This is a genomic window from Mesorhizobium sp. M0983, from assembly GCF_040318975.1.
Taxonomy (GTDB): domain Bacteria; phylum Pseudomonadota; class Alphaproteobacteria; order Rhizobiales; family Rhizobiaceae; genus Mesorhizobium.
Window position 1 is genome coordinate 43,781 of the sequence record NZ_JAMYNH010000022.1, and the last position, 23,386, is coordinate 67,166.

Consider the following 23,386-nt stretch of genomic DNA (forward strand, 5'->3'; position numbering starts at 1 on the left):
ATTGCCGCTGCGAAAGGCTGTCCCGGCCATAGGCCCGCGATCCCGGCCAAAGCGGCATTTGCAACCGATAGCCGTCGCTGGTAAAAGATTTTTACCAGTCGGTCGAAGGAGGCTGTCGATGTCCGGTCTTGCGATGCCGAAACCAGACGACGCCACGCTGCGCCGGCGCGATGAGATCGTCGCCGATATGCGCATCATCGTGCCGGGCGAGGGCGTCGTCGACGCAGCCAATGCGATGCGCGCCTTCGAGAGCGATGGGCTCACCGCCTACCGGCAATTGCCGCTGGTCGTGGTGCTGCCGCAAACCGTGGCGCAGGTCTCGCGCGTGCTGAAATATTGCAGTGACCGCAATATCCGCGTCGTGCCGCGCGGCTCCGGCACCTCGCTCTCCGGCGGCGCGCTGCCGCTGGAAGACGCGGTGCTGCTGGTGATGAGCCGCTTCAACCGCATCCTCGAGATCGATTTCCAGAACCGCATCGTCGTCGCTCAGCCCGGCGTCACCAATCTCGGCATCACCACCGCCGTCGAGCAGGAGGGCTTCTATTACGCCCCCGATCCATCCTCCCAGATCGCCTGCTCGATCGGCGGCAATGTCGCGGAAAATTCCGGCGGCGTGCACTGCCTAAAATACGGTCTCACCGCCAATAATGTGCTTGGTATCGAGATGGTGCTGATGAATGGCGAGGTGGTGCGCCTCGGCGGCAGCCATCTCGACGCGGAAGGCTACGACCTGCTCGGCGTGATGACCGGCTCCGAAGGATTGCTCGGTGTCGTCACCGAGGTCACCGTCCGCATTTTGAAGAAGCCCGAGACGGCGCGTGCCCTGCTGATCGGCTTCCCGACCAGCGAGCAAGCCGGCCAATGTGTCGCCGACATCATCGGCGCCGGCATCATCCCGGGCGGCATGGAGATGATGGACCGCCCGGCCATCCACGCCGCCGAGGATTTCGTCCAGGCCGGCTATCCCCTGGATGTCGAGGCGCTGCTGATCGTCGAGCTGGACGGGCCGGGTGTCGAGGTCGACCATCTGATCGGCCTGGTCGAAGCCATTGCCTATAGGAACGGCTCGACCACATGCCGCATTTCGCAATCGGAGCAGGAGCGGCTGAGTTTCTGGGCCGGCCGCAAGGCAGCCTTCCCGGCGGTCGGCCGCATCTCGCCCGACTATTACTGCATGGACGGCACCATCCCGCGCAAGGAATTGCCGCGCGTCCTCGCCGGCATGCGCGAACTGTCGGAGAAATACGGGCTCGGCGTCGCAAATGTCTTCCACGCCGGCGACGGCAATCTGCATCCGCTGATCCTCTACGACGCCAACGTGCCCGGCGAGCTCGACAAGGCGGAGAGTTTCGGCGCCGACATATTGCGGCTCTGCGTCAAGGTCGGCGGCGTGCTGACCGGTGAGCACGGGGTCGGCGTCGAGAAGCGCGACCTGATGCCGGAAATGTTCAACCAGATCGATCTCGACCAGCAGATGCGCGTCAAATGCGCCTTCGACCCCAATCACCTGCTCAACCCAGGCAAGGTGTTTCCGCAGCTGAGGCGATGCGCCGAACTCGGAAGGATGCACGTGCATCGCGGGCAGACGGCGTTTCCGGACATTCCGAGGTTTTGAGGGGTATGTTGGCGCTTGGACACCCCCCTCTGTCCTGCCGGACATCTCCCCCGCAAGGGGGGAGATTGGCTGCTTCAACGTCCTGCTCGCCTTCAAGCGTTGATGGTTGGCGAAAGCCTAAGCGACATCCGATCTCCCCCCTTGCGGGGGAGATGTCCGGCAGGACAGAGGGGGGTGGGAAGGATCGCGGCTTCTCGTCATTTACGACTGGTGGTTCTGCCGCATGACCACCTTCACCCCGACCACATCAGCGGAAACCCTCTCCACCATCGCCTGGGCCGCAGCGGAAGACTCGCCGCTCGAGATCCTCGGCCATGGTTCCAAGCGCGGCATCGGCCGGCCGCAGCAGAGCGAGCATACGCTCGACCTGTCGAACCTGTCCGGCGTCACGCTCTATGAGCCGGCCGAACTGGTGCTGTCGGCGAAAGCCGGCACGCCGCTGGCCGCGATCGAAAGCCTGCTTGCCGAAAACGGCCAGCAACTGGCCTTCGAGCCGATGGACTACGGCCCGCTGCTCGGCGGTGAACCAGGACGAGGCACGATCGGCGGCGTGCTGGCCGCGAACCTTGCCGGCCCGCGGCGGCTGAAGGCCGGGGCTGCGCGCGATCACATCCTTGGCATCGCGGCCGTTTCCGGCCGTGGCGAGGCCTTCAAGTCGGGCGGCCGTGTGGTCAAGAATGTCACCGGCTATGATCTGTCCAAGCTGATGGCCAACAGCTGGGGCACGCTGGCGGTGTTCACCGACGTCACCTTCAAGGTGCTTCCCGCTGCCGAGACCGAAGTCACGCTCGCCATCCGTGGCCTGCTCGACGATCATGCCACCGCCGCCATGGCGCTGGCACTGGGTTCCAGCGCGGAGGTGTCGAGTGCGGCCCATCTCCCTGAACGGGTCGCCGCGCGGGTCGCCGGCGGCAGTCTCGGCAGCGATGCGGCGACGCTGCTGCGCATCGAGGGTTTCGGCCCGTCGGTCGCCTACCGCATCGCGGCGCTGAAAGACCTGCTGAAAAACGCCGGTCCGCTGCAGGAGATTTCCGGTTCGGTCTCGTATTCTGTCTGGCGTGACATCCGCGATTGCGCGCCGTTCGCCGATGGCAGCGAAAGGCCGGTGTGGCGCGTCTCGATGGCGCCGTCGCAGGGCCACCTTATGGTGCTGGCGCTGCGCATGCAGGCCGCGGTCGATGCCTTCTACGATTGGCAGGGCGGGCTGATCTGGCTGCGCATGCAGCAGGACGATCCAGAGGCCGGCCTGTTGCGCGGGCTGATCACAAAGCATGGCGGCGGCCATGCCACGCTGGCTCGCGCAACCCCTGCGCATCGCGCGGCGATACCCGTGTTCGAACCGCAAGCGCCGCCTCTTGCAGCACTGTCGGCGCGGCTGAAGGCCGAATTCGACCCGAAGAATATCCTCAATCCCGGGCGTATGGCGCCGGGCGCAGGCTCTGCTACTCTCGCCCCAGCAACCGAGGGAGGAGCGCAATGAGCGATGCAGGCCAAAACGGTACGTCACGCCAGACCGACCGCTGGCTGGAGCCCGGTCCGACCAACGCGCTGGTCATCTATATCCTCTATCTCGCCGGCCTCGTTATCGGCGTCAGCGGCATTGTCGGCATCGTCCTGGCCTATATCAACCGCGGCAAGGCCGGCGGCTTCGTCGAAAGCCATTACGCATTCCTGATCCGCACCTTCTGGATCGGCCTGCTCTATGCACTGATCTCGGCGCTGCTGATGGTCGTGGTCGTCGGCGTCGTGCTGATGGTCGCTGTCGCCGTCTGGTTCATTGCCCGCTGCATTCTCGGCCTGCAGGCGCTGCAGCGCGGCGAGGCGGTCAAGAACCCGGAAAGCTGGTTCCTCGGACTATGAGCATGATCCCAAAAAGCGGATACCGGTTTTGGGAAAAGATCATGCTCAAACGGTAAGGATTCGTTTACGTGCAGACCTCCTTCTCGCTTGCCCAGCTTGCCGATCCGCATGTCGCGGAATCGGAAAAGATCCTGCGCAAATGCGTGCATTGCGGCTTCTGCACCGCCACCTGCCCGACTTATGTGACGCTCGGCAACGAACTGGATTCGCCGCGCGGCCGGATTTACCTGATCAAGGACATGCTGGAGAACGGCCGTCCCGCAGACAAGGAGATCGTCACCCATATCGACCGCTGCCTGTCCTGCCTCGCCTGCATGACCACCTGCCCGTCGGGCGTCAACTATATGCATCTGGTCGACCATGCCCGCGCCCATATCGAGCAGACCTACAAGCGTCCGCTGGCCGATCGCCTGACACGCGCCATGCTGGCGTTCGTGCTGCCTTATCCCTCGCGCTTTCGCGCGGCGCTCAAGCTGGCGAAGCTCGGCCAGCCATTCGCCGGCCTGTTCGAGAAAATCCAGGCCTTGAGGCCGCTGGGCGCCATGCTCAAGCTTGCACCGGCGTCGGTCCCGGCAGTCTCGCCGATGGCTTCGCCGGGCGTCCATGCGGGGCAGGGCGGCAAGAAAAATGGCCGCGTCGCCATCCTCACCGGCTGCGCGCAATCAGTGCTCGATCCCGGCATCAACGACACGGCGATTTCGCTGCTGACCCGGCTTGGTGTCGAGGTCGTCGTCCCGCAGGGCGAGGGCTGCTGCGGCGCGCTGGTGCATCACATGGGACGCGAGGACGCTGCCTTGGCGTCGGCCCGACGGAACGTCGACGCCTGGACGCGCGCCATCGAGCAGGGTGGGCTCGATGGCATCGTCATCACCGCATCCGGCTGCGGCACCACCATCAAGGATTATGGCTTCATGCTGCGCCTCGATCCTGCCTACGCCGACAAGGCGGCGCGCGTGTCGGCGCTGGCCAAGGACATCACCGAATATCTCGGGAGTCTCGACCTGCCGGAACCGGTGCGTAGACCGGGCACTATCGTCGCCTATCACTCGGCCTGCTCGATGCAGCATGGCCAGAAGATCACCCGCCAGCCGAAGGAGCTTCTGGTCCGGGCCGGGTTCGTCGTGCGCGAGCCGCGCGAAGGGCATCTCTGCTGCGGTTCTGCCGGCACCTACAACATCCTGCAGCCCGGGATTTCGGCGACGCTGCGCGACCGCAAGGTCAGGAATATCGAGGCGACCGGCGCTGAAATCGTCGCCACCGGCAACATCGGCTGCATCACCCAGATCGCCTCCGCCGCGACGCTGCCGGTGGTGCATACGATAAAGCTGCTCGACTGGGCCTATGGCGGCGAGCCGCCAAAATTGGTTTGATTGCTGCGCACCCGCCAATGAGACTGCCGAGATGCCCAACCCAAAATCCGAAGAGATTGGAACCGTCGTTCGGCTGCTGTCGGACAGATCGCCGGCGACGTTCCAGGCCAGCTATGGCGAATGCCAGACAATCATCGTTCGTCATCTCAAGGATGGGTCCGAATTCCTGTTTGCGCTCATAAAGGCAGCGGTAGAAGCCGACGTCCAGCAAGACAATCTGATTATCGACGCCGTTTCGTTTCTCGACGACGCGCATTTGGCTCGTCTGGCATTTTTCCTGCAAGAGGAAGTGAAACGCGGAATAGACGTGGAGGATCTGCTGGCTCACGTCGCCTTGCAGGCGCCGGAATTGTTTCCAGACAGTACCTTGGGCGACATTCCCGATTTCGCAGACTGGCTGACGCATGATGATCCTCGTTCGCCGCCGGCATGTCATCATTTCAGCTTTGAGGAGGGCGCTCCGAGCGACATGTCTTTTCCGACGCACCGCAATCATCCTACCTGGCATCTGCCGGCGACTGGCAGGCCACTTACGGTCGGCGGCGAAGGATCGGCAGTGTGCCCGACCTGTCGAGAGCGACTGATACATCTGGTTACGCTGGACGATCTTGAGCTGACGATGCCTCTTCCCAGACTCCGTATCGAGACCTGTGCGAATTCTCTCGAACCGACCTACTATTCCCACGACGCTGCCGGTGTGCCGACGCCGATCGCGCCTCTGCATTCGCCCTACATTGAGAGGCCTGCAAAAGCCGCCGAGAAAAAAACTGTTCGGTTGGCACCGACCCCTAAACGGTGGCTCAGGCAGTCGTACGGGATAAGCAATTCAAGGCAAAACCTGTTTCGGCTTGGTGGGCTGCCGTCATGGATTCAGGGGCCGCAGTTTCCAGTCGTTCCCGGGACGGACCGGCAAATGAAATTTCTTCTCCAGTTCGATTCACTCGCCGGTTTCTTCTGGGGCAGCGGCGGCATGCTCTACGTCTTCTGGGATGACGAGTCCCGGATCACCTGCCATGTGCCGCAATGCACGTGACGAAAGCGCCTACTCCGCCGCCAGTCTGTCCGCCGTGCCGTAGGTTGCCTGGTAGCGGGCGCGCTGGCGGCTGAGCGCCACCATGGTGTTGCGCAGCAGGATCGCCACGGTGATCGGGCCGACGCCGCCCGGCACCGGCGTGATCCACGACGCGACGTGCCTGACGCTCTCGGCATCGACGTCGCCGACGATGCGGCTTTCGCCGTCCGGTCCGATTTCCGAATTGATGCCGATATCAATCACGGCGGCGCCCGGCTTGACCATGTCGGCCTTGATCAGCCGCGGCTTGCCGACGGCCACGAACAGCGCGTCGGCGCGGCGTGCGTGTGCCGCCACCGAGCGTGTCATGTGATGGCAGACGGTTACCGTCGCGCCTTCGCTCATCAAAAGGAAGGCGATCGGCTTGCCGACAATCTCGGAGTGGCCGACGACCACCACTTCGAGCCCCTTGAGGTCGAGGCCGGTTTCCCTGAGCAGTTCGACCGAGGCAGCGGCAGTGCAGGGCGCCAGGTCGAGCTGGTTGTAGACGATGTTGCCGATCGACGCCGGATGCATGCCCTCGACGTCCTTGAGTGGATGCACCGCCGCCTGCAGCGTCTTGATCGGGATATGCACCGGCACCGGTCGCTGGATGATGATGCCGGTGACGCGCGGGTCGGCGTTGAGGCCGTGGATCGCAGCTTCGAGTTCGCCGGCAGTGATGTCGGCGCGAAAGCGCCTCTCCTCGAAGCCGATTCCGGCCAGCCCCGCCTTGGCGCGCTGGTTGCGGACATAGATGTCGACCGCCGCTGTGTCGCCGACGGTGATCGACACCAGCTTGGGCGGAAAGCCTTCGGCGGTGGCGATCGCCGCGTCCTCGCGCACGCTGGCGATGATGCGTTGGGCAACCGGGCCGCCCTTGAGATAGCGGCTGTCATCGGAGAGGGACATCGAGATAGGGCCTTTGTCTGGAATTTTGGCTGCCACATAGCAAAGGGACGGCGAAAAGGCAGCGCGAAAAGCGAACCGCTATGCCTGTCGCGCGACGTGCCGGCGAAATCTTCGTCAATTCTCGCTGGCGGAAACAAAAAGGGCAGCACGGCTTGCCGCGCTGCCCTTTCGTGACTGGCCGCATCCCCACACGGCCCGTCCCCCGTTGTTTATTCATCTGGCCTCAGAAAGCCAAAGCTAATGTCTTTCTAGACCAGATGATTCGTCGCGGCAACTATATCACCACCACCGTTGTTCCGATATTCACGCGTTCGTAAAGATCGACCACATCCTCGTTGCGCATGCGGATGCAGCCCGACGACACCGCGCCGCCGATGGTCCAGGGCTGGTTGGTGCCGTGGATGCGGTATTCGGTCGAGCCGAGATAGAGCGCGCGTGCGCCGAGCGGGTTTTCCATGCCGCCGGCGAGATAGGTTGGCAGATAACGGCCCTTTGCGGCTTCGCGGGCGATCATCACCGCCGGCGGCCGCCAGTCCGGCCAGACCCGCTTGTTGGTGATCTTGTGAGTGCCGGACCATTCGAAGCCCGGCTTGCCGGTGCCGACGCCGTAGCGCCGCGCCTTGCCGTTCTTCTCGACCAGATAGAGGAAATTCTCTCTCGTATCGATGACGATCGTGCCCGGCTTCTGCGGGCCGTCATAGGCGACTTCCTGCGGCAAATAGACGGGATCGATCTGCGGCCGCATCACCATGCGTTTGGCCGGCGCCTGCACCGCTGCGGTGCGCAACTGATCGGGTTCAGCTTGCCGCCGGTAGCGCCGTAGCGGCTGCGCTTCCTGCCGGCTCTGCCGCACGATGCCCGGCGCATGGCCGAGCTGCAGCACCCAGGGCGCCGAAAGGTCGGGGCTGACCACCACCGGCGGCCTCTCGGCATAGCGGTCGTTGGCATTGGCGGCGCCGACGGCAAGCACGGCCGCGGCGCCGAACAGTGGGAACAAGAATATCTTCATCGGATCGCACCTTGATCGTCGAACATGCCGGGGCGCAAAGCCTCCCCGATTTCCGCGACATTGGGCGCGAAGCGGCAACCGAAACATGAATCGGAATGCGTAAAATGCCTGTCTGTCAGTAAACCTTTTGGTGTGGTTACCGCCCGGTTCAGGAATCTGGTAAAGCCGCGGTAAAGGCCGCTTCAAAACGCGTTAACGCCAAGACACGAACGGAATTCCGCCATGGACGAAAAGACAGGTCTGCTTGCTGGTCCCGACGGCATCGCCCGCTGCTTCTGGCACGGCAACCTGCCGGATTATCTGCACTACCACGACCACGAATGGGGCCGGCCGGTCGCCGACGATCGCCGGCTGTTCGAAAAGATCTGCCTCGAAGGCTTTCAGTCGGGCCTGTCCTGGCTGACCATATTGCGCAAGCGCGACAATTTCCGCGAGGCCTTCGCCGGCTTCGATGTCGACAAGATCGCCGCCTTCACCGACGCCGATGTCGAGCGCCTGCTCGGCAATGCCGGCATCATCCGTCACCGCGGCAAGATCGTTTCGACCATCAACAACGCCAAACGCGCCCGCGAACTCATCAACGAGGCCGGCTCGCTGGCCGCCTGGTTCTGGAAGTTCGAGCCCGGCCCGGACGAGCGGCCCGAGATCGTCGACCTCGCCCATCTGCGCGCCAATCCGACGACGGCCGTTTCGGTCCGCATTTCGAAGGAGCTGAAGAAGCGCGGCTGGAGCTTTGTCGGCCCGACCACCGTCTACGCTTTCATGCAGGCGATGGGGCTGGTCAACGACCATCTCGAGGGCTGCGTCTGCCGGGAACCGGTCGAGGCGGAGCGGAAAGCGTTCAGGCGGCCGAAATAGCGGCTCAGGCGCCGCCGGCGCCGGCCAGGAAAAACCCGGCCAGGATGGCCGCCAGCGCGGCGAACACCGGATAGATCACCAGCAGGCCGGTCATCAGCACGTCGCGCATGGTCGGCCCGCTGCGCTGTTGCGCCGCGATCTCGAACAGTCCGGCGATTTGCTTCGTCGTTTTTGGCCCATAACCATCGGCCGGCCGCAGCCGGACCGGGGCGTCGCGTGCGCCGCTATCGATGATGTCGAACTTCTGTAGCGTGGCCATGGCCCCGAACCCCTTGTTTCGGCGCGCTTATCGGCCCGGATTGTGTCGGCACGATGCCGCGCGCATGGCGCAATTGTTTCAGCTTCTTTTTCTTGCCTTCTCCCCTTGTGGGAGAAGGTGGATCGGCGCGCAGCGCCGAGACGGTTGAGGGGTGTTGGAAGAAATGAGGCGCAGGCGTTCCCTGGAACACCTCTCATCCGACCGAGCTTCGCTCGGCCACCTTCTCCCACAAGGAGAGAAGGAAGAAGCGCAAACCCTTGCCGCTCCCGGCTGCATCGGTTAGGACACCCGCGCCGTGGAAATCGGATATTTAACCGATCCCCGGAGCGCCACGAAACCACCGAGTACCCATCCCATGGCCGACAAATCCGAAAAGATGAAAGCGCGGCTTCCGCGCGGCTTTGTCGACCGCGGCGCCGACGATCTGCGCGCCGTCGAGAAGATGATGGCGACGATCCGCTCGGTCTTCGAGCTTTACGGTTTCGAGCCGGTCGACCAGCCGCTGATCGAATACACCGATGCGCTCGGCAAATTTTTGCCCGACCAGGACCGGCCGAACGAGGGCGTGTTCTCGTTCCAGGACGATGACGACCAGTGGCTGTCGCTGCGCTACGACCTGACCGCGCCGATGGCGCGCTTTGTCGCCGAAAATTTCGAACGCCTGCCGAAGCCCTATCGCAGCTATCGCTCCGGCTGGGTGTTTCGCAACGAGAAGCCCGGTCCCGGCCGATTCCGCCAGTTCATGCAGTTCGATGCCGACACGGTTGGCACGCCGGGCGTCGCCGCCGACGCCGAGATGGCGATGATGATGGCCGATGTGATGGAGGCGCTCGGCATCAAGCGCGGCGACTACGTCATCCGCGTCAACAACCGCAAGGTGCTCGACGGCGTGCTCGAGGCGATCGGCCTCGGCGGCGAGGAGAACGCTGGCCGCCGCCTGCAGGTGCTGCGCGCGATCGACAAGCTGGACAAGTTGGGCGTCGAGGGCGTGCGCCTGCTTTTGGGTGCAGGGCGCAAGGACGAGAGCGGTGATTTCACCAAAGGTGCCGGGCTGGATAATGCGCAAATCGACGTTGTGATCAGCTATTTCACAGTCATGGCGCAGCACGATCCCGAAAAAATTGTCCAGACACTGGGATCCATCAACCCCGGACTCAGCAATCTTGTCGAGGAAAGGAAACTCGAACATCTGGGCATAACGAATGCGTCGTTTGTCGAGGGCCTTGCAGAGCTGGAACAGATAAGAACCATGGTCGCACAAAGCGGCTACGGTGAGGATCGCATCCGCATCGACCCCTCCGTCGTCCGCGGCCTCGAATATTACACCGGCCCGGTCTACGAGGCCGAGCTGCTGGCCGAGATCCCCAATGAGGACGGCCAGATCGTGCGCTTCGGCTCGGTCGGCGGTGGCGGCCGCTATGACGGCCTCGTCTCGCGCTTCCGCGGCGAGCCGGTGCCGGCGACCGGTTTTTCGATCGGCGTCTCCCGCTTGATGACGGCGCTGAAGAACCTCGGCAAGCTCGACATTTCGGATGTGATCGCGCCGGTCGTCGTGCTGGTGATGGACAAGGATACGGAAAGTCTCGGCCGCTACCAGAAGATGGTCGCCGAGCTGCGCGCCTCCGGCATCCGCTCGGAAATGTATCTCGGCGGCGCCGGCATGAAGGCGCAGCTCAAATATGCCGACCGCCGCGGCAGCCCGGTCGCCGTCATCCAGGGCGGCGACGAGCGCGCCAAGGGCGAGCTGCAGATCAAGGACCTGATCGAAGGCGCGAAGATGTCGGCCGAGATCGCCGACAACGCCGAATGGCGCGCCGCACGGCCGGCGCAGGTGACCGTGGCGGAAGGCGATCTGGTCGCCGAGGTGAAGAAGATACTGGCGGCGCAGGCGGCCGACCGGGCGAAAGGTGGCGCGTGAGCACCCCCCTCTGGCCTGCCGGCCATCTCCCCCTCAAGGGGGGAGATTGGCAGCTTCAGCCTCACCGTCTTCTTTCCAACGCTGGAGATTGGCGAAAGCAGGCGCGATATCCAATCTCCCCCCTTGCGGGGGAGATGGCCGGCAGGCCAGAGGGGGGTGCCTCGCGCCCCACATCCCCATGACCTCCCCCGCCATCGCATCCGACATCGCGACGCTCTTCGCCGCGCGCAACACCCATGCGGTCGAGGTCGCCGTGCTGCAGCCGGCCGATCCGTTCCTCGACATGGCGGGCGAGGATTTGCGCCGGAGGATTTTCCTCACCGAAAGCGAGACCGGGCAGACGCTTTGCCTGCGGCCGGAATTCACGATTCCGGTCTGCCTCGACCACATTGCCAGCCAGGCCGGCACGCCGCGCCGCTATTCCTATCTCGGCGAGGTGTTTCGCCAGCGCCGCGAGGGCGGCAACGAATTCTTCCAGGCCGGCATCGAGGACCTCGGCGACCGCGACACGGCCGCCGCCGATGCGCGTTCGCTGGCCGATGCGCATGCGCTGCTTTCGCTGGTGCTGCCCGGACGGGAGCTGGCGGTGACGCTTGGCGACCAGACCATCTTCGAGGCGGTGCTGGCAGCGCTTGGCCTGCCGCGCGGCTGGCGCATGCGGCTGGCCCGCGCCTTCGGCTCGGCGCCAATGCTGGAAGCGGCGCTTGCCGACCTCGCCAATCCGCCGCGCAACAGCCAGATCGCCGGCGCGGTGGCAGCGCTTGTCCTCGACGGCGATCTGGAGGCTCTTTCGGCGCATATCGCCGGCGGCATGGAAGAGGCCGGCCTGTCGGCAACGGCCGGGCGTTCGCCGTCCGAGATTGCGCGGCGGCTAATCGAGAAAGCCGAACTGCGCAGCGTCCGGCTGTCGAACGAGGCATTTGCGGCTTTGAAGGGTTTCCTGGCGATCGACGTGCCGCTAGATAGCGCCGCCGGGGCGCTCGCAAGTTTTGCCGCCGATGCCGGGCTTTCGCTGGGAACTGCGCTGGAGAATTTTGCCGCCCGCGCCGCGGCCATCGAAAGCCTCGGTCTGCCGATGTCTGAAATCAGCTACGATGCCGCCTTCGGCCGCCCGCTCGATTATTACACTGGCCTCGTCTTCGAGGTCGCGGCGCAAGGCGGCGACCGGCCGCTGGCCGGTGGTGGCCGCTACGACCGGCTGCTGACGCTGCTCGGCGCCAAGACGCCGATCCCCGGCGTCGGTTTTTCTGTCTGGCTCGACCGCATCGAGGCGCTGCGGGAGACAGCGCCATGATCACGCTGGCGATCCCATCGAAGGGCCGGCTCAAGGAGCAGGCGCTGGAGGTGCTGGCCAAGGCCGGGCTTGCCGTCAGCCTGCCCGGCGACGAGCGCAAATACCGCGCCCGCATCGATGGCCTGGACAGCGTCGAGATAGCCTTCCTGTCGGCTTCCGAGATCGCAGGCGAAATCGGCCAGGGCTCGGTCGATCTCGGCATCACCGGCGAGGACCTGCTGCGCGAAAACCTCGCCGACTGCGAGGCACGCGCCGAAATCATCGCCCGCCTCGGTTTCGGCAATGCCGACGTCGTCGTCGCCGTGCCCGACATCTGGCTCGACGTCGACACCATGGCCGACCTCGACGACGTCGCCGCCGATTTTCGCCAGCGCCATGGCCGGCGGCTCAGGATCGCCACCAAATACTGGCGCCTGACCCAGCAATTCTTTTCGCAAAAGCACGGCATCCAGGTCTACCGCATCGTCGAAAGCCTCGGCGCCACCGAAGGCGCGCCGGCGGCCGGATTGGCCGACATCGTCGTCGACATCACCACGTCAGGCGCGACGCTGCGCGCCAACCATCTCAAGGTGCTCGCCGACGGCGTGATCCTGCGCTCGCAGGCCTGTCTCGTGGCGTCGCGGAAGATGCGCGCTCCGGCCGACGAGGCGATCTTGCGCGATATTGCGGCCAGGATGGCGTTGGTGAACTCGAGTTGACGATTGCGGAGCAGGCGCCGTCGGCCAAGCTGCCAATCTCCCTCCTTGCGGGGGAGATGGCCGGCAGGCCAGAGGGGGGTGCTGTCCCGCCGACCTGTCAGCCAATCGGAGCCTCATCCGTTCCCGGTTGGGGGTGCTGAAGTCGAACTTGGCGATCCTTCGCCCCCCCTCTGCCCTGCCGGGCATCTCACCCGCAAGGGGGGAGATCGGATATCGCCTCGGCCTTTGCCAACCACTAACGTTGGATCCAGCGGTCTAGCCGCGGCACCGACCCGAAGCGATTTTCCTGATGTACAGCAATTTTGTTCTTGCTTTGTGCCGGCAGCTATGCTACTAATCTCGCTATGGTGCCAATTGGCCCCGAACACCCGCCCGCCGTGGCGGGTTTTTTTGTTTTCGGCCCTGACAGGGCGAGTTCCAACCCCAGCCCTACCATCGACGGGATTTCCACCACCCCGCCGGGCTGATAGGCTCGTTCTGTCTGCGGAGGACACGGCGATGCCGATCAATCTCGACGAGTTGAAGAATGCAACCAACCTGCGCGGCAAGCGCGATGGCGGTTCGTTCATTGCGCCGGTTGACGGCACGGCGCATGTCTCCGGTGACCGCAGCGTGCCGTTGCTCAACCTGACCATCCCGGCGCTGTTTGCCGATACGGTCGGCAGATACGGCACGCTCGATGCCGCCGTCTTCGTCGAGCAGGACAAGCGCTTTACCTGGGAGGAACTGTCGGACACCGTCGATGCGCTCGCCGCCGGCTTCCTGGTGCTCGGCCTCGAGAAAGGCGACCGCGTCGGCATCTGGTCGCCGAACCGCTGGGAATGGCTGGTGACGCAATTCGCCACCGCCCGCATCGGCCTGATCCTGGTCAACATCAACCCGGCCTACCGGCTGGTCGAGCTGGAATATGCCTTGAACAAGGTCGGCTGCCGAGCGCTGGTCACCGCCGCCAAGTTCAGGAGTTCCGACTATCTCGGCATGATCGAGACGCTGGCGCCGGAGATCGCCAAGGCCACCCCCGGCAAGCTCGACGCCAACAGACTGCCGGCGCTAAAGACCGTCATCCGCATGGACGAGGAGAATTCGCCGGGCATGTTCAATTTCGCCGACGTGCTGGCAATGGCCGGGCGCGACGAGCATGACAAGCTGGACCGCATCTCCGACGGGCTGAAACCGGACGACGCCATCAACATCCAGTTCACCAGCGGCACCACCGGTGCGCCGAAGGGCGCGACGCTGACTCACAACAACATCGTCAACAACGGCAATTTCGTCACCGCGGCGATCCGGCTCACCGTCGACGACCTGCTGTGCATTCCGGTGCCGCTCTACCACTGCTTCGGCATGTCGATGGGAACGATGGGCTGCGTCACCAAAGGCGCGACCATGGTTTTCCCGAGCGAGGGTTTCGATGCCGGCGCCACGCTGAAGGCGGTGGCAACGGAACGCTGCACCGCGCTCTACGGCGTGCCGACCATGTTCGTCGGTCTGCTCGACCATCCGGAGTTCGCCTCCTTCGATCTCACCAGCCTGCGCACCGGCATCATGGCCGGCTCGCCATGCCCGATCGAGGTGATGAAGAAGGTGGTGTCGCTGATGCACATGGCCGAGGTGACCATCGCCTACGGCATGACCGAGACCAGCCCAGTGTCGTTCCAGAGCAGCGTCGACGACCCCCTGGAAAAGCGTGTCTCGACCGTCGGCCGGGTCCATCCGCATGTCGAGGTCAAGGCCATCGACGCCGAAGGCGCCACCGTCGCGGTCGGCGCGCCGGGCGAGCTCTGCACGCGCGGCTATTCCGTGATGAAGGGCTATTGGGACGACGAGCAGAAGACCCGCGAGGCGGTCGACGCCGACGGCTGGATGCACACGGGCGACCTCGCCACAATCGATGCCGAGGGCTATTGCAACATCGTCGGCCGGGTCAAGGACATGGTCATCCGCGGCGGCGAGAACGTCTATCCGCGCGAGGTCGAGGAATTCCTCTATCGCCACCCCAAGATCAAGGAGGTGCAGGTATTCGGCATTCCCGACCCGAAATATGGCGAGGAGCTGTGCGCCTGGATCGTGTTGAAGCCCGGCCAGATCACCACGGAGCAGGAGGTCAAGGCCTTCTGCGCCGGCCAGATCGCCCACTTCAAGATCCCGCGCTACATCCGCTTCCGCACCGAATTGCCGATGACGGTGACCGGCAAGCCGCAGAAATACCTGATGCGCCAGGCGATGATCGACGAACTGGGATTGGTGACGCAGAAGACGGCTTGAGCGCGCGCTTCAGGCTTTCGCAGGGTTCGCAGAAGGGGCTTGCCCAGAAGGGACCTGCAACACGGCTTGCGGAAGGGGCTTGGAATGAGTGGTTTCGCAAGATCGGCGGTTTCCTACGGCATGCCGTTGGCCGCCCTGGCGATGGCTGTCGCGGTCAGGGCCAGCGGGGTGTCGGTGGACGAAGGGTCGCTTGGCACCAGGATATTTATCGGCGCGCTTTCGAGCGCGATCATGTTCACCACCATTTTCGTCGTGCTCGACCACGCCGAGGCGGTGGCCCGGCGGGTAGGCGAGCCGTACGGCACGTTGGTGCTGACCATCGCCGTGACGGCAATCGAAGTGTCGATCATCGTTTCCATCATGCTGCACGGAGCCAACAACCCGACGCTTGCACGCGAATCCGTCTTCTCGACGGTGATGATCACGTCGACCGGCGTTGTCGGCATGTGTCTGACATTTGGCGGCTGGCGTCATCGCAAGCAGGCAATCGTCCGCCAAGGGACCAGCGCCTATCTGGCGGTGCTGGTCGCACTGAGCGTCACGACGCTCATTCTGCCGACCTACACGCGAACCACCGATCCCGGCACCTTCTCGGCCGCCCAACTCGGCTTCGTCAGCGTGCTTTCAGTGCTGCTCTATGCGGGTTTTCTGTTCGCGCAGACTGTCCGCCACCGGGATGATTTCATCGACGGACAAGCGCATGGCGCCGCAGTGCCAGCCGACGCCCACGAAAGCATTGCCGCTAGTGCTCTGCTCCTGCTGATCGGGCTGATCGGCATCGTCATGCTGGCCGAGCAGGTCGCCGCCAGCGTCGAGGATGCGCTCGTCGCCTATCAGGTGCCCCAGGCCGACGCCATTGTCGGCGCGATGATCGCCGGGCTGGTCTTGATGCCGGAGGCGATCTCGGCGGTTCGCGCCGCCCTCAACAACGAGCTGCAGCGCGGCCTGAACGTCGCCATGGGTTCGGCCTGCGCCACAATCGGCCTGACAATACCGGGCATCGCCGCCGCCAGCCTGCTGACCGGAAGAGGCCTGACCCTGGGCCTGCCGGCGACCGACGTGGTGCTTTTGGTCCTGGCGCTCTTCATCTGCAATGTGAGCTTTAGCACCGAGAGGACGACGTTCCTGACCGGGCTGGTGCATCTGGTGGTGTTTTGCACGTATGTGTTTTTGATATTTGTGCCGTGAGGGTGGGGGGAGGTGGGCGGTCAGAGGCGGATAGGTTAGGAAAACTGCTTGAACGTCTCAATATGGGCCGGTGGCGGTCTGTCCGCTCTTGGTCACCGCTTCTCGAAAGCAGACATCGGTGTGCGGTGCGTCGACGGCTCATTTGTGGCGGCAAGCCGTGCAAGACGAGCGTCGGTTGACCATCGGGATCACCACCCTGCAGCGCGTGAAAGGTGCAGTGTGGCAGGTCGAAGGTGACGTGTTCGAACTCCATGTGTGTCAGGCTTCTCCAAGAGCGGTCGGACGAGCGATCCTGATGCTGGCCTCGGTGTCTCTGGTTTTGGACATGTGCGTCTCCTCAGGCGCCGGGTGTACTGCGTCAGCCGGCAGTCGGTTTCCGTGACACCGGCCCGCAACCTTCAGAATATGATAGCTCGCGGCAAGGAAGCCGGTGCTGGTTTATCAGAAGGCCCCGCAGGCGGCAGCGGCGGAATAGTCAGAGCCAGCGGCGAACCTCGGCCTTGTAGCGGCGGTAGTCGTCGCCGAACTTCGCTTCGAGATAGCGCTCCTCGCGGGCGATCACCTGCGTCTGGATCGCGATCAGCACCAACGGGAGCAAGGCGAAGGCGATCGGCCCGTCGAAGCCGATCGCAAGGCCGGAATAGATAAGCGCCATGCCGAGATACATGGGATTGCGGGTCCACCGATAAGGACCGGTCGTTGCGATGAGGGTCGTTGGCTGCGACGGCGGAACGTTGGTGCCCAGCCGCCGGAACAGCCCCGCCGCCGCAAGCATCATCGCCGCGCCGGCAACGAACAGCAGCGCGCCCGTCGCGACCAGCAACCGCCAGTCGATGCCGAAAGAGCGCAGGGTGACGAACCGCTCCGCCGCCAGCCCCAACAGCAGCGCTCCTAGATAGACGAAGGGCGGAGGGAAGCGCACACCCGCGCTGTCCGGTTCGACGGCCATGCTCATCTCCAATCTGTGCTCTCAAACAAGCATCGACTGCTGGGCTGAGATACCCGCCGTCGCGCCCTGCGATATTGCTGTGGTGACCGAAGCCATGGCTGGGTTTGCAAGATCGCCGGCGGCGTACATGCCGGGTATGCTGGTTTCGCGGCGCTCGTCGGCCTTCAGGGCGATGCCGAGGGGCGTATTGACCGTGGCGAGTCCCAGTGATTCATGCAGGCTTGCGGACGGCTTGTTGCGCGGATGCGCGAACAAGATATCGACTGCGACATCGGGGGCGGTATCGAGCTTGACGGTGGCATTGTGGCCCCTGTGGCGGGCGATTTCGGTGATCCGGCCATCAACGACAGGTATGTTGCGGCGCGCCAGATCGGCCCGGATATCGGGTGCAATGTCGTGACCATCGGCGAAGACCGTCAACGTGTCGGTCCAGTCGTGGTACAGCCTGACATAATTGTGCGACGGCGGGCCGGACCAGACGAGGCCCCAATGCTGGCCGGCGACTTCAAAGCCATCGCAATAGGGGCAGGGTACGATGGACGTGCCCCAGCCTTCGGCAAAGCCCGGAACATCAGGCATCTGGTCGGCAACGCCATAGCTCAGGATCAGTCGCAGCGCCCCAAGGCTTTCGCCAGCGCCAGTGAGGACAGAGAAATCGTCGATGGCGCCGGAGACCCTGTCGGCCCGGGCATTGACCAGCCTGATCGTGGGATAGCGCGCCAGCTGCTGCCGCGCTTCGGCCAGGATGTCCAGCGGTGGCTTGTGATCGTGGCCGAGCAGACCATGCGAGTGGCCGGCGAAGCGGTTGCGCGGCAGGCCGGTATCGAGAACGGTGACCTTGCGGCGGGCACGGCCGAGCTGCAGGGCGGCGGCGAGACCGGCAAAGCTGCCGCCGATGATGATGACGTCATCCATGGTGATGGGCTCCGTATGTGGATGAGGGGTTGGTTTGGGCCTGGCTTGCACATTTTTGACACTGCGTGGTATCGTAATTCAAGAATTATGATACTGTCAAGGACTGGAATTGTCGTGACCGAAAACAGCCAGGGCCGGCGCGGCCGGCCCGCCAATGAGGCGCTTGGCCAAACGATAGTCGACGCCGCGTGCGAACTCTTTGAGGAATTGGGTTTTCATGCGACGACATTGGACAAGGTCGCCCAGCGAGCGAAGATATCCAAGCTCAGCATCTATCGGCACTTCGAGAACAAGGAGGCGCTGTTCAGCGCGGCCATCGCGGCCCGCTGCCATCAGTTTGCACCACAGGCCCTTTTTGAAGGCGTCGACGGTTCGGCCGAAGATCAGCTCATGGCGGTGGGATCATCCCTGCTTCGCACGCTGTTGAACCCGGACGTCCGCAGTGTCGAAGCCATGATCATGGCCGACAAGACGAATCAAAAGTCGTTAAGCAAGCTCCATTACGAAGCCGGCCCCGCCCATGTCATCGCCCAAATCGAGGCCCTGTTGCGTCAGTTGCACGCGAAGGCGGTTCTGAACGTGACCGACCCTCTCCGGTCCGCCCGCTTGTTTGCCGCGCTTATCAAAGGATCCGATCTCCTGATTATCGCACGCTTCGATGAGGCGAGAGCAGAGGACGACAACGAAATCGAATCCTATTGCCGGTCGGCCGTCGCCATGTTCATCGCCGCGCACGGTGGCAACGACCACCCGGGCGGATAGCCTAGGAGTACTTGCATGATATTTGGGATGCTCGCATTGACATCAACGCGACTATTATCGTTGGGCAGCGGGCTGACCGGCGGAGTAACCGCTACCACCCCATTCGAGGCCTTAGTGCCGGCTTAGCAGACCGTCAGCTTTCGGGAAGCTGCAATGGTGGTCTGAACGGCAAAAATGCGGCGCAAAGCAGCCATTCAGGATTTGCCGGACCTTGTTGCGGAGCCGCCATGGTGCAGATCGCGGAACTCTAACCCTAGCGGAACCAACCGCCACGCAGCCGATTAACCGGCATGGAGCTCCAAACCACCCAAGGGCCACCCCATGAGCATTCTGCAAACCACGAAGAAGGCCGTCGAGCAGGTCACCGGCATCGCCAGGCCAGACAGGCGAGAGGTCGCCGACCTCCTGAGGCCGCGCAAAGCGAATGCATTTCGGTTCAGGGATGACGGGCTGGTGCCCAACCATCCGTTCTGGCCGCTGGTCGTCTATCGCGGCGCCGTGACGCTGCCCGAAGACTTCGATCCGGCGGCTGTCATGGAGGCGCTTTTTGAAGCCAATGGCTGGGGCGATAGCTGGCGCAACGGCATCTACAACTACGTTCACTACCATTCGCGCATACATGAGGTGCTGGGCGTCGCGCGCGGCACGGCCAAGGTTCGCTTTGGCGGCAAGATGGGACGAACGCTGTCGCTGAAGGCCGGCGACGTCGCGGTGCTTCCGGCCGGCACCGGGCACCAGCGTCTTTCCGCATCCGACGATTTTCTAGTCGTCGGCGCCTATCCTCAATCCGGCACCTATGACCTGTGCACGACTGCCGCCTACCATGCCAAGGCGGTCGTAACGATCCCCAAGGTTGGCCGGCCGCGCAAGGACCCTGTCTATGGAAGCAAAGGCCCGTTGCTCGCAGCCTGGGACAGGGACTGAAGCCGTTCTTTTCGAAGGGGCTTGCGGGTTGGCTTCGTGGCTCAAACCGAACCTTTGACCAACACCTACGGCGCCACCGACGAAGAAGGCCGCCTTGTAGATGGCGAAGAGGATCGTGCCGCTGTCGGCGTGCGGCAGCTCTGGCAATCAGGCTTGGTGCTATGTTATCGCAGTGACCCTGCCCGACGCATCGAGGCGACAACTGACTTGCGCCTGTCGGACTTCGATGCCACCCTTTCTTGCGTAGTCTATTCGCACCTCGATCGGCGCCGTGCGTGCACCCCGAAGTTGACGCAATGCGCCTGCGCTTACCGCGTGGACACGGACGGCGCCAAGCGGCGTCGCAGCGGCCATGATCGCCGCGCGGCAGGCTTGCACGACCGCAACCGGCGTACCGGGTCTCGCTGTCAGTGGTCCCAGAGATCCAAAGGGATACCCCTTGGTGGAGTCACTCCCACCGGCTTTGGAAGGCCTGAGGACGGGTGGCAGGACGATGGATTGCCTGGCGGTCTTGGCAGGGGAAGGGGCCGTCACTGCAGTCGAACTGTCGGGTGCGGTAGCCGCTTCGTTTTCGGCGGACGGATCGTCGCCCACACTGGCACTTGTGCTTGTGTCACCAACGTTGCCGCTGGCACTAACGCCTGCGTCGACTGATCCGTCTTCTGCACCGACCGAAGCTCCAACATTTGCTCCGCCTACGCCGTCGACGCTCGTGCCCGCCCCGACAGATACGCCTTGCGAACCGGCGCTCACTCCAGCACTGACCCCGACACCGCCGGCCCTACCGCCCACACCTGCTTCAAGAGCCGAGGCAGGCCCAATTGTGATCCCGATCGTCAACGCGGCTGCGACATACTTGTTCATTGTCATCTCCCCTGCGGCTTTCGCTCCCTAGTCTTCACTGGCGCGGCTCGCCGCTTTTGGATGGCCGTGTTGGAAGCAATGCTGCGGCAAGAGGTATGGTTGCCAGCAGAGCAGTTTGCGGCGACTTTTGGACCTTCACTTTCTGTTTTTTCGGCAAGTCCGGTTTACGGGCTGGTTGGGCGCCCGAATGCGATACCCTATTTGCAAGTGCACTCGCGGGGGTACGTGCTTTCGGCGCGCGCTCCACAGCCGCAGTGCGACGCTTACCCTTGACAATATCAATTGCCTCACGCGCGGCACTGAGGCTGCGGGCTAGACCGATAGCCCTTTCACGCTCTTGGTCCAGCGCGGCACTCAAATCTACCGAGCTCTGCTTTAAAGCATCGCGTTCCTGGCGAACAATATCGAGGTCACGTACAGCTGAATCTGCTCGTTCGCGTCCCCGTTCGAGTGTTTCTCGAGCCTGCTTTAGCGCGGCCTCGGCCACCTGTCGGTCCCTTATGGCGTTGGCCTGCTCGACGGCTGCCAGATTTGCGCCTTTCTTAAGAGCATCGATAGTTTGGCGAGCCGTGGTAAGTTCTTGTTCCAAGAGCTCAACCTTGTGCCGCTCCTCATCAAGCGTTCGCTTCGCAGCAAGCTGGGATGCGTCCATAGAGGGGTGCGCTCCAAGCGCGGCAGCCTTCTCGCTGTTCCAGAGACTGGCTTCGGCCCTGTAGCTTTCGATAACGCGCTGCGCCGCCTCCAGATCGAGCGCGAGCGCTTCGTCTGTTCGCTGCTGCTCATTTAGGGCTTGTGCTTGCTGAGCCACCGTGTCTGCCAGTACGTGTGCCTGGGCGCTTAGCTCACGTGCGCCGCGCTGCATAACCTCTAGCTCCACTCGTGCCGCGGCCAATTCGCGGCGTAAAGCCTCCTCATGCTCGCCGAGCGGCGTTTGCGCGCCCTCCTTGAGTGCCCGTGTTTTGAGTGCCTGTGTTCCGCTGACCACCAGCTCTCTAGATATAGGGGATCCGAGCGCGCTCGGTTGTGGCTTGCCGGGTTCTTTGCCGACCTCGGTGTGTTCGGAAACCACGACCGACGAGCTGTCGTTAGCTGTGGCAACCGCTGACGCTTCGGGCGCCAACTGACCATTTGCCGGAGATGCCAACAGCAGAACGAGGCATAACGGAATGAGGGATGGTATGGCGTTGCACCCCATGCCGCGTATCTCGTGAAGTAAAATCAAGGGCCGTCGTTTAATAAGGGTGAAGTCACAGCGGAGACATTTTGACCTGGTACTCTGCGCATGATTCATCACTGAACCTCACCGATCGCGGCCCTCACCGCTATTGTATTCTCCACTTACTGCACGCCGCGGATGCCGCACCAAAAAGATCAATGCTAGTGAAGCACCCTCGGCAACGCCAAAGCACGGAATTGCGCGCAAAGGCTGTTTCCTATTTCCTTAGTTGTCATCATTCGAACAAACGGAACTTTCGGCTTTCGGGATGACCATCTTCCCTACCCAACGGCTGTGATGCGGCGCAAAGCAGCCATTCAGGTCTGCGAAGGTCGACTTCGAGTCAACACCAGACTAAAAAGGTTGAAGTCGTTCCTTTAGAAGGGGCTTGCGGTCCGCTTCGGCCTAAACCAGACCATTGACCGACACCCCCCGCCGCTCAAGCCGCAAGCACCGCCGCATCCAGCCCGCGGATGATCTTGGCCAGTTCGACGCATTCGTCGTGGCGGACCTTGTTGCGCCGCCAGGCGAGGCAGATCGTGCGTTGCGGCATTGGTTCCTGGAACGGCACGATCTTCAGATCGGGGATAGTGCTGGCCGGTCCCGCCGCCATTTCCGGGATGAGCGTCACGCCGAGCCCGTGCGCCACCATCTGTAAGAGCGTCGTCAGGCTGGTCGCGCCATAGCTTGCCATTGCCACCGGCCGCACGCTGCCGCAGACGGCGAGCGCCTGTTCGCGCAGGCAATGGCCTTCCTCCAGCAGCATCAGCCGCTCCAGTGCCGGGCTTTCCGGCGGCACCGGCGGCGAGGCGAAGGCGGGGTCGCCGGCCGGGACGGCCAGGAAGAACCGGTCGGAGAACAGCGCCTCGGTGACCAGGCCTGGGTAATCGAGGGGTAGTGCCGCGACGAAGGCGTCGAGCTTTCCCGAAGCCGTGTCCTCGACCAGCGAAGCGGTCACCGCCTCGCGCAATTCGAGTTGCAATGCCGGGAAATGCCGTTTCAGCTTCGGCAGCACATGCGGCAAGAGATAGGGCGCCACCGTCGGGATGATGCCGAGCCGGAAGCGGCCCTCTAGCGCCGGGCGGCCGCGCCGGGCCGTCGCCTCGACGTCGCGGACGTCGGCAAGAATGCGCTCGATGCGCGGCAGTAGGGCCTGCGCCTCGTCGGTCATCCGCACCGCCTTGCCGCCGCGCTCGAACAACCGGCAATTGAGCCGCAGCTCCATCTCGGCGATCTGCGAAGAAAGCGCCGGCTGGCTGACGCCGGCGAGTTTTGCCGCACGGCCGAAATGCAGCGTTTGCGCCAGCGCTTCGAAATAATGCATCTGCCGGACGGTCAAGCCAATCATAAGGAAAACCTATCAGAATAAACAGCAAAGGCAATTTGTCTTTATCGGCTGGGCAGGCTAGTCTGGAACCATTCCAGAATGGCGCGGCTGCTGGCCCTGCCCGGAAAATCA

Annotated in this window: 20 protein-coding genes; 13 read left to right on the forward strand and 7 right to left on the reverse strand. The window is 63.5% G+C overall.

Annotated features, from left to right (window positions below):
* The first annotated feature begins 118 nt into the window (after positions 1-118).
* From NKH71_RS27610 to NKH71_RS27630, 5 genes are all read left to right on the forward strand, one after another.
* Positions 119-1,615 (forward strand): FAD-linked oxidase C-terminal domain-containing protein, encoded by a 1,497-nt coding sequence (locus NKH71_RS27610; protein ID WP_352482360.1) that lies wholly within the window; start codon positions 119-121, stop codon positions 1,613-1,615.
* Between the two features lie 223 nt (positions 1,616-1,838).
* A complete protein-coding gene (locus NKH71_RS27615; protein WP_352791180.1) occupies positions 1,839-3,095 on the forward strand; it encodes an FAD-binding protein in 1,257 nt (418 codons plus the stop codon).
* Positions 3,092-3,475 carry a DUF4870 family protein gene (locus NKH71_RS27620; RefSeq protein ID WP_023716473.1) on the forward strand — a complete coding sequence of 128 codons (384 nt, stop codon included), beginning with the start codon at positions 3,092-3,094 and terminating at the stop codon, positions 3,473-3,475. The genes NKH71_RS27615 and NKH71_RS27620 overlap by 4 nt, the downstream gene beginning before the upstream one ends.
* A gap of 68 nt (positions 3,476-3,543) precedes the next feature.
* Positions 3,544-4,845, forward strand: a complete 1,302-nt coding sequence (glcF, locus tag NKH71_RS27625; RefSeq protein WP_352482357.1) for a glycolate oxidase subunit GlcF — start codon at positions 3,544-3,546, stop codon at positions 4,843-4,845.
* Positions 4,846-4,876: 31 nt separating this feature from the next.
* Positions 4,877-5,878: a hypothetical protein gene (locus NKH71_RS27630; RefSeq protein WP_352482356.1), complete on the forward strand. Its 1,002-nt coding sequence runs from the start codon at positions 4,877-4,879 to the stop codon at positions 5,876-5,878.
* Positions 5,879-5,887: 9 nt separating this feature from the next.
* Here the strand turns inward: NKH71_RS27630 and NKH71_RS27635 are convergent, their stop codons facing one another.
* Positions 5,888-6,808 (reverse strand): bifunctional 5,10-methylenetetrahydrofolate dehydrogenase/5,10-methenyltetrahydrofolate cyclohydrolase, encoded by a 921-nt coding sequence (locus tag NKH71_RS27635; RefSeq protein WP_023716475.1) that lies wholly within the window; start codon positions 6,806-6,808, stop codon positions 5,888-5,890.
* A gap of 274 nt (positions 6,809-7,082) precedes the next feature.
* Positions 7,083-7,817, reverse strand: a complete 735-nt coding sequence (locus tag NKH71_RS27640; RefSeq protein ID WP_352482354.1) for a L,D-transpeptidase — start codon at positions 7,815-7,817, stop codon at positions 7,083-7,085.
* Positions 7,818-8,039: 222 nt separating this feature from the next.
* On the opposite strand from NKH71_RS27640, the gene NKH71_RS27645 reads away from it, so the two are divergent.
* Positions 8,040-8,675 (forward strand): DNA-3-methyladenine glycosylase I, encoded by a 636-nt coding sequence (locus NKH71_RS27645; protein WP_352482353.1) that lies wholly within the window; start codon positions 8,040-8,042, stop codon positions 8,673-8,675.
* A 4-nt stretch (positions 8,676-8,679) separates the two neighbouring features.
* Here NKH71_RS27645 and NKH71_RS27650 read toward each other — a convergent pair whose 3' ends face one another.
* Positions 8,680-8,934 carry a hypothetical protein gene (locus NKH71_RS27650; protein ID WP_352482352.1) on the reverse strand — a complete coding sequence of 85 codons (255 nt, stop codon included), beginning with the start codon at positions 8,932-8,934 and terminating at the stop codon, positions 8,680-8,682.
* 355 nt (positions 8,935-9,289) lie between these two features.
* Between NKH71_RS27650 and hisS the strand changes: the two genes are divergently transcribed.
* The 5 genes from hisS (at position 9,290) to NKH71_RS27675 (ending at position 16,297) form a co-directional block, all read left to right on the forward strand.
* Positions 9,290-10,852 carry a histidine--tRNA ligase gene (gene hisS, locus NKH71_RS27655; RefSeq protein ID WP_352592591.1) on the forward strand — a complete coding sequence of 521 codons (1,563 nt, stop codon included), beginning with the start codon at positions 9,290-9,292 and terminating at the stop codon, positions 10,850-10,852.
* A gap of 178 nt (positions 10,853-11,030) precedes the next feature.
* Complete coding sequence (locus NKH71_RS27660; RefSeq protein WP_023716480.1) at positions 11,031-12,146, forward strand: ATP phosphoribosyltransferase regulatory subunit; 1,116 nt, start codon at positions 11,031-11,033, stop codon at positions 12,144-12,146.
* Positions 12,143-12,844, forward strand: a complete 702-nt coding sequence (gene hisG / locus NKH71_RS27665; protein ID WP_352592594.1) for an ATP phosphoribosyltransferase — start codon at positions 12,143-12,145, stop codon at positions 12,842-12,844. The genes NKH71_RS27660 and hisG overlap by 4 nt, the downstream gene beginning before the upstream one ends.
* Positions 12,845-13,342: 498 nt before the next feature.
* Complete coding sequence (locus NKH71_RS27670) at positions 13,343-15,109, forward strand: AMP-binding protein (RefSeq protein WP_352792069.1); 1,767 nt, start codon at positions 13,343-13,345, stop codon at positions 15,107-15,109.
* Between the two features lie 84 nt (positions 15,110-15,193).
* Positions 15,194-16,297: a calcium:cation antiporter gene (locus tag NKH71_RS27675; RefSeq protein WP_023716483.1), complete on the forward strand. Its 1,104-nt coding sequence runs from the start codon at positions 15,194-15,196 to the stop codon at positions 16,295-16,297.
* Between the two features lie 475 nt (positions 16,298-16,772).
* Here NKH71_RS27675 and NKH71_RS27680 read toward each other — a convergent pair whose 3' ends face one another.
* Both NKH71_RS27680 and NKH71_RS27685 read right to left on the reverse strand, forming a co-directional pair.
* Positions 16,773-17,246: a methyltransferase family protein gene (locus NKH71_RS27680; protein ID WP_023716484.1), complete on the reverse strand. Its 474-nt coding sequence runs from the start codon at positions 17,244-17,246 to the stop codon at positions 16,773-16,775.
* Between the two features lie 21 nt (positions 17,247-17,267).
* Positions 17,268-18,161, reverse strand: coding sequence for an NAD(P)/FAD-dependent oxidoreductase (locus NKH71_RS27685; protein ID WP_023716485.1), 894 nt, complete (start codon positions 18,159-18,161; stop codon positions 17,268-17,270).
* Positions 18,162-18,275: 114 nt separating this feature from the next.
* Here NKH71_RS27685 and NKH71_RS27690 point away from each other — a divergent pair, with 114 nt between their 5' ends.
* Together NKH71_RS27690 and NKH71_RS27695 are read left to right on the forward strand one after the other, a co-directional pair.
* Complete coding sequence (locus NKH71_RS27690) at positions 18,276-18,923, forward strand: TetR/AcrR family transcriptional regulator (RefSeq protein WP_023716486.1); 648 nt, start codon at positions 18,276-18,278, stop codon at positions 18,921-18,923.
* Positions 18,924-19,244: 321 nt separating this feature from the next.
* Positions 19,245-19,847 carry a cupin domain-containing protein gene (locus NKH71_RS27695; RefSeq protein ID WP_023716487.1) on the forward strand — a complete coding sequence of 201 codons (603 nt, stop codon included), beginning with the start codon at positions 19,245-19,247 and terminating at the stop codon, positions 19,845-19,847.
* Positions 19,848-20,745: 898 nt separating this feature from the next.
* Here the strand turns inward: NKH71_RS27695 and NKH71_RS27705 are convergent.
* Entirely contained in the window at positions 20,746-21,933 is a 1,188-nt protein-coding gene (locus NKH71_RS27705) for a coiled-coil domain-containing protein (RefSeq protein ID WP_352895491.1), read from the reverse strand.
* A gap of 433 nt (positions 21,934-22,366) precedes the next feature.
* On the reverse strand, positions 22,367-23,275 hold the full coding sequence (locus NKH71_RS27710) for a hydrogen peroxide-inducible genes activator (protein WP_352856267.1): 909 nt from the start codon (positions 23,273-23,275) through the stop codon (positions 22,367-22,369).
* Between the last annotated feature and the right edge of the window lie 111 nt (positions 23,276-23,386).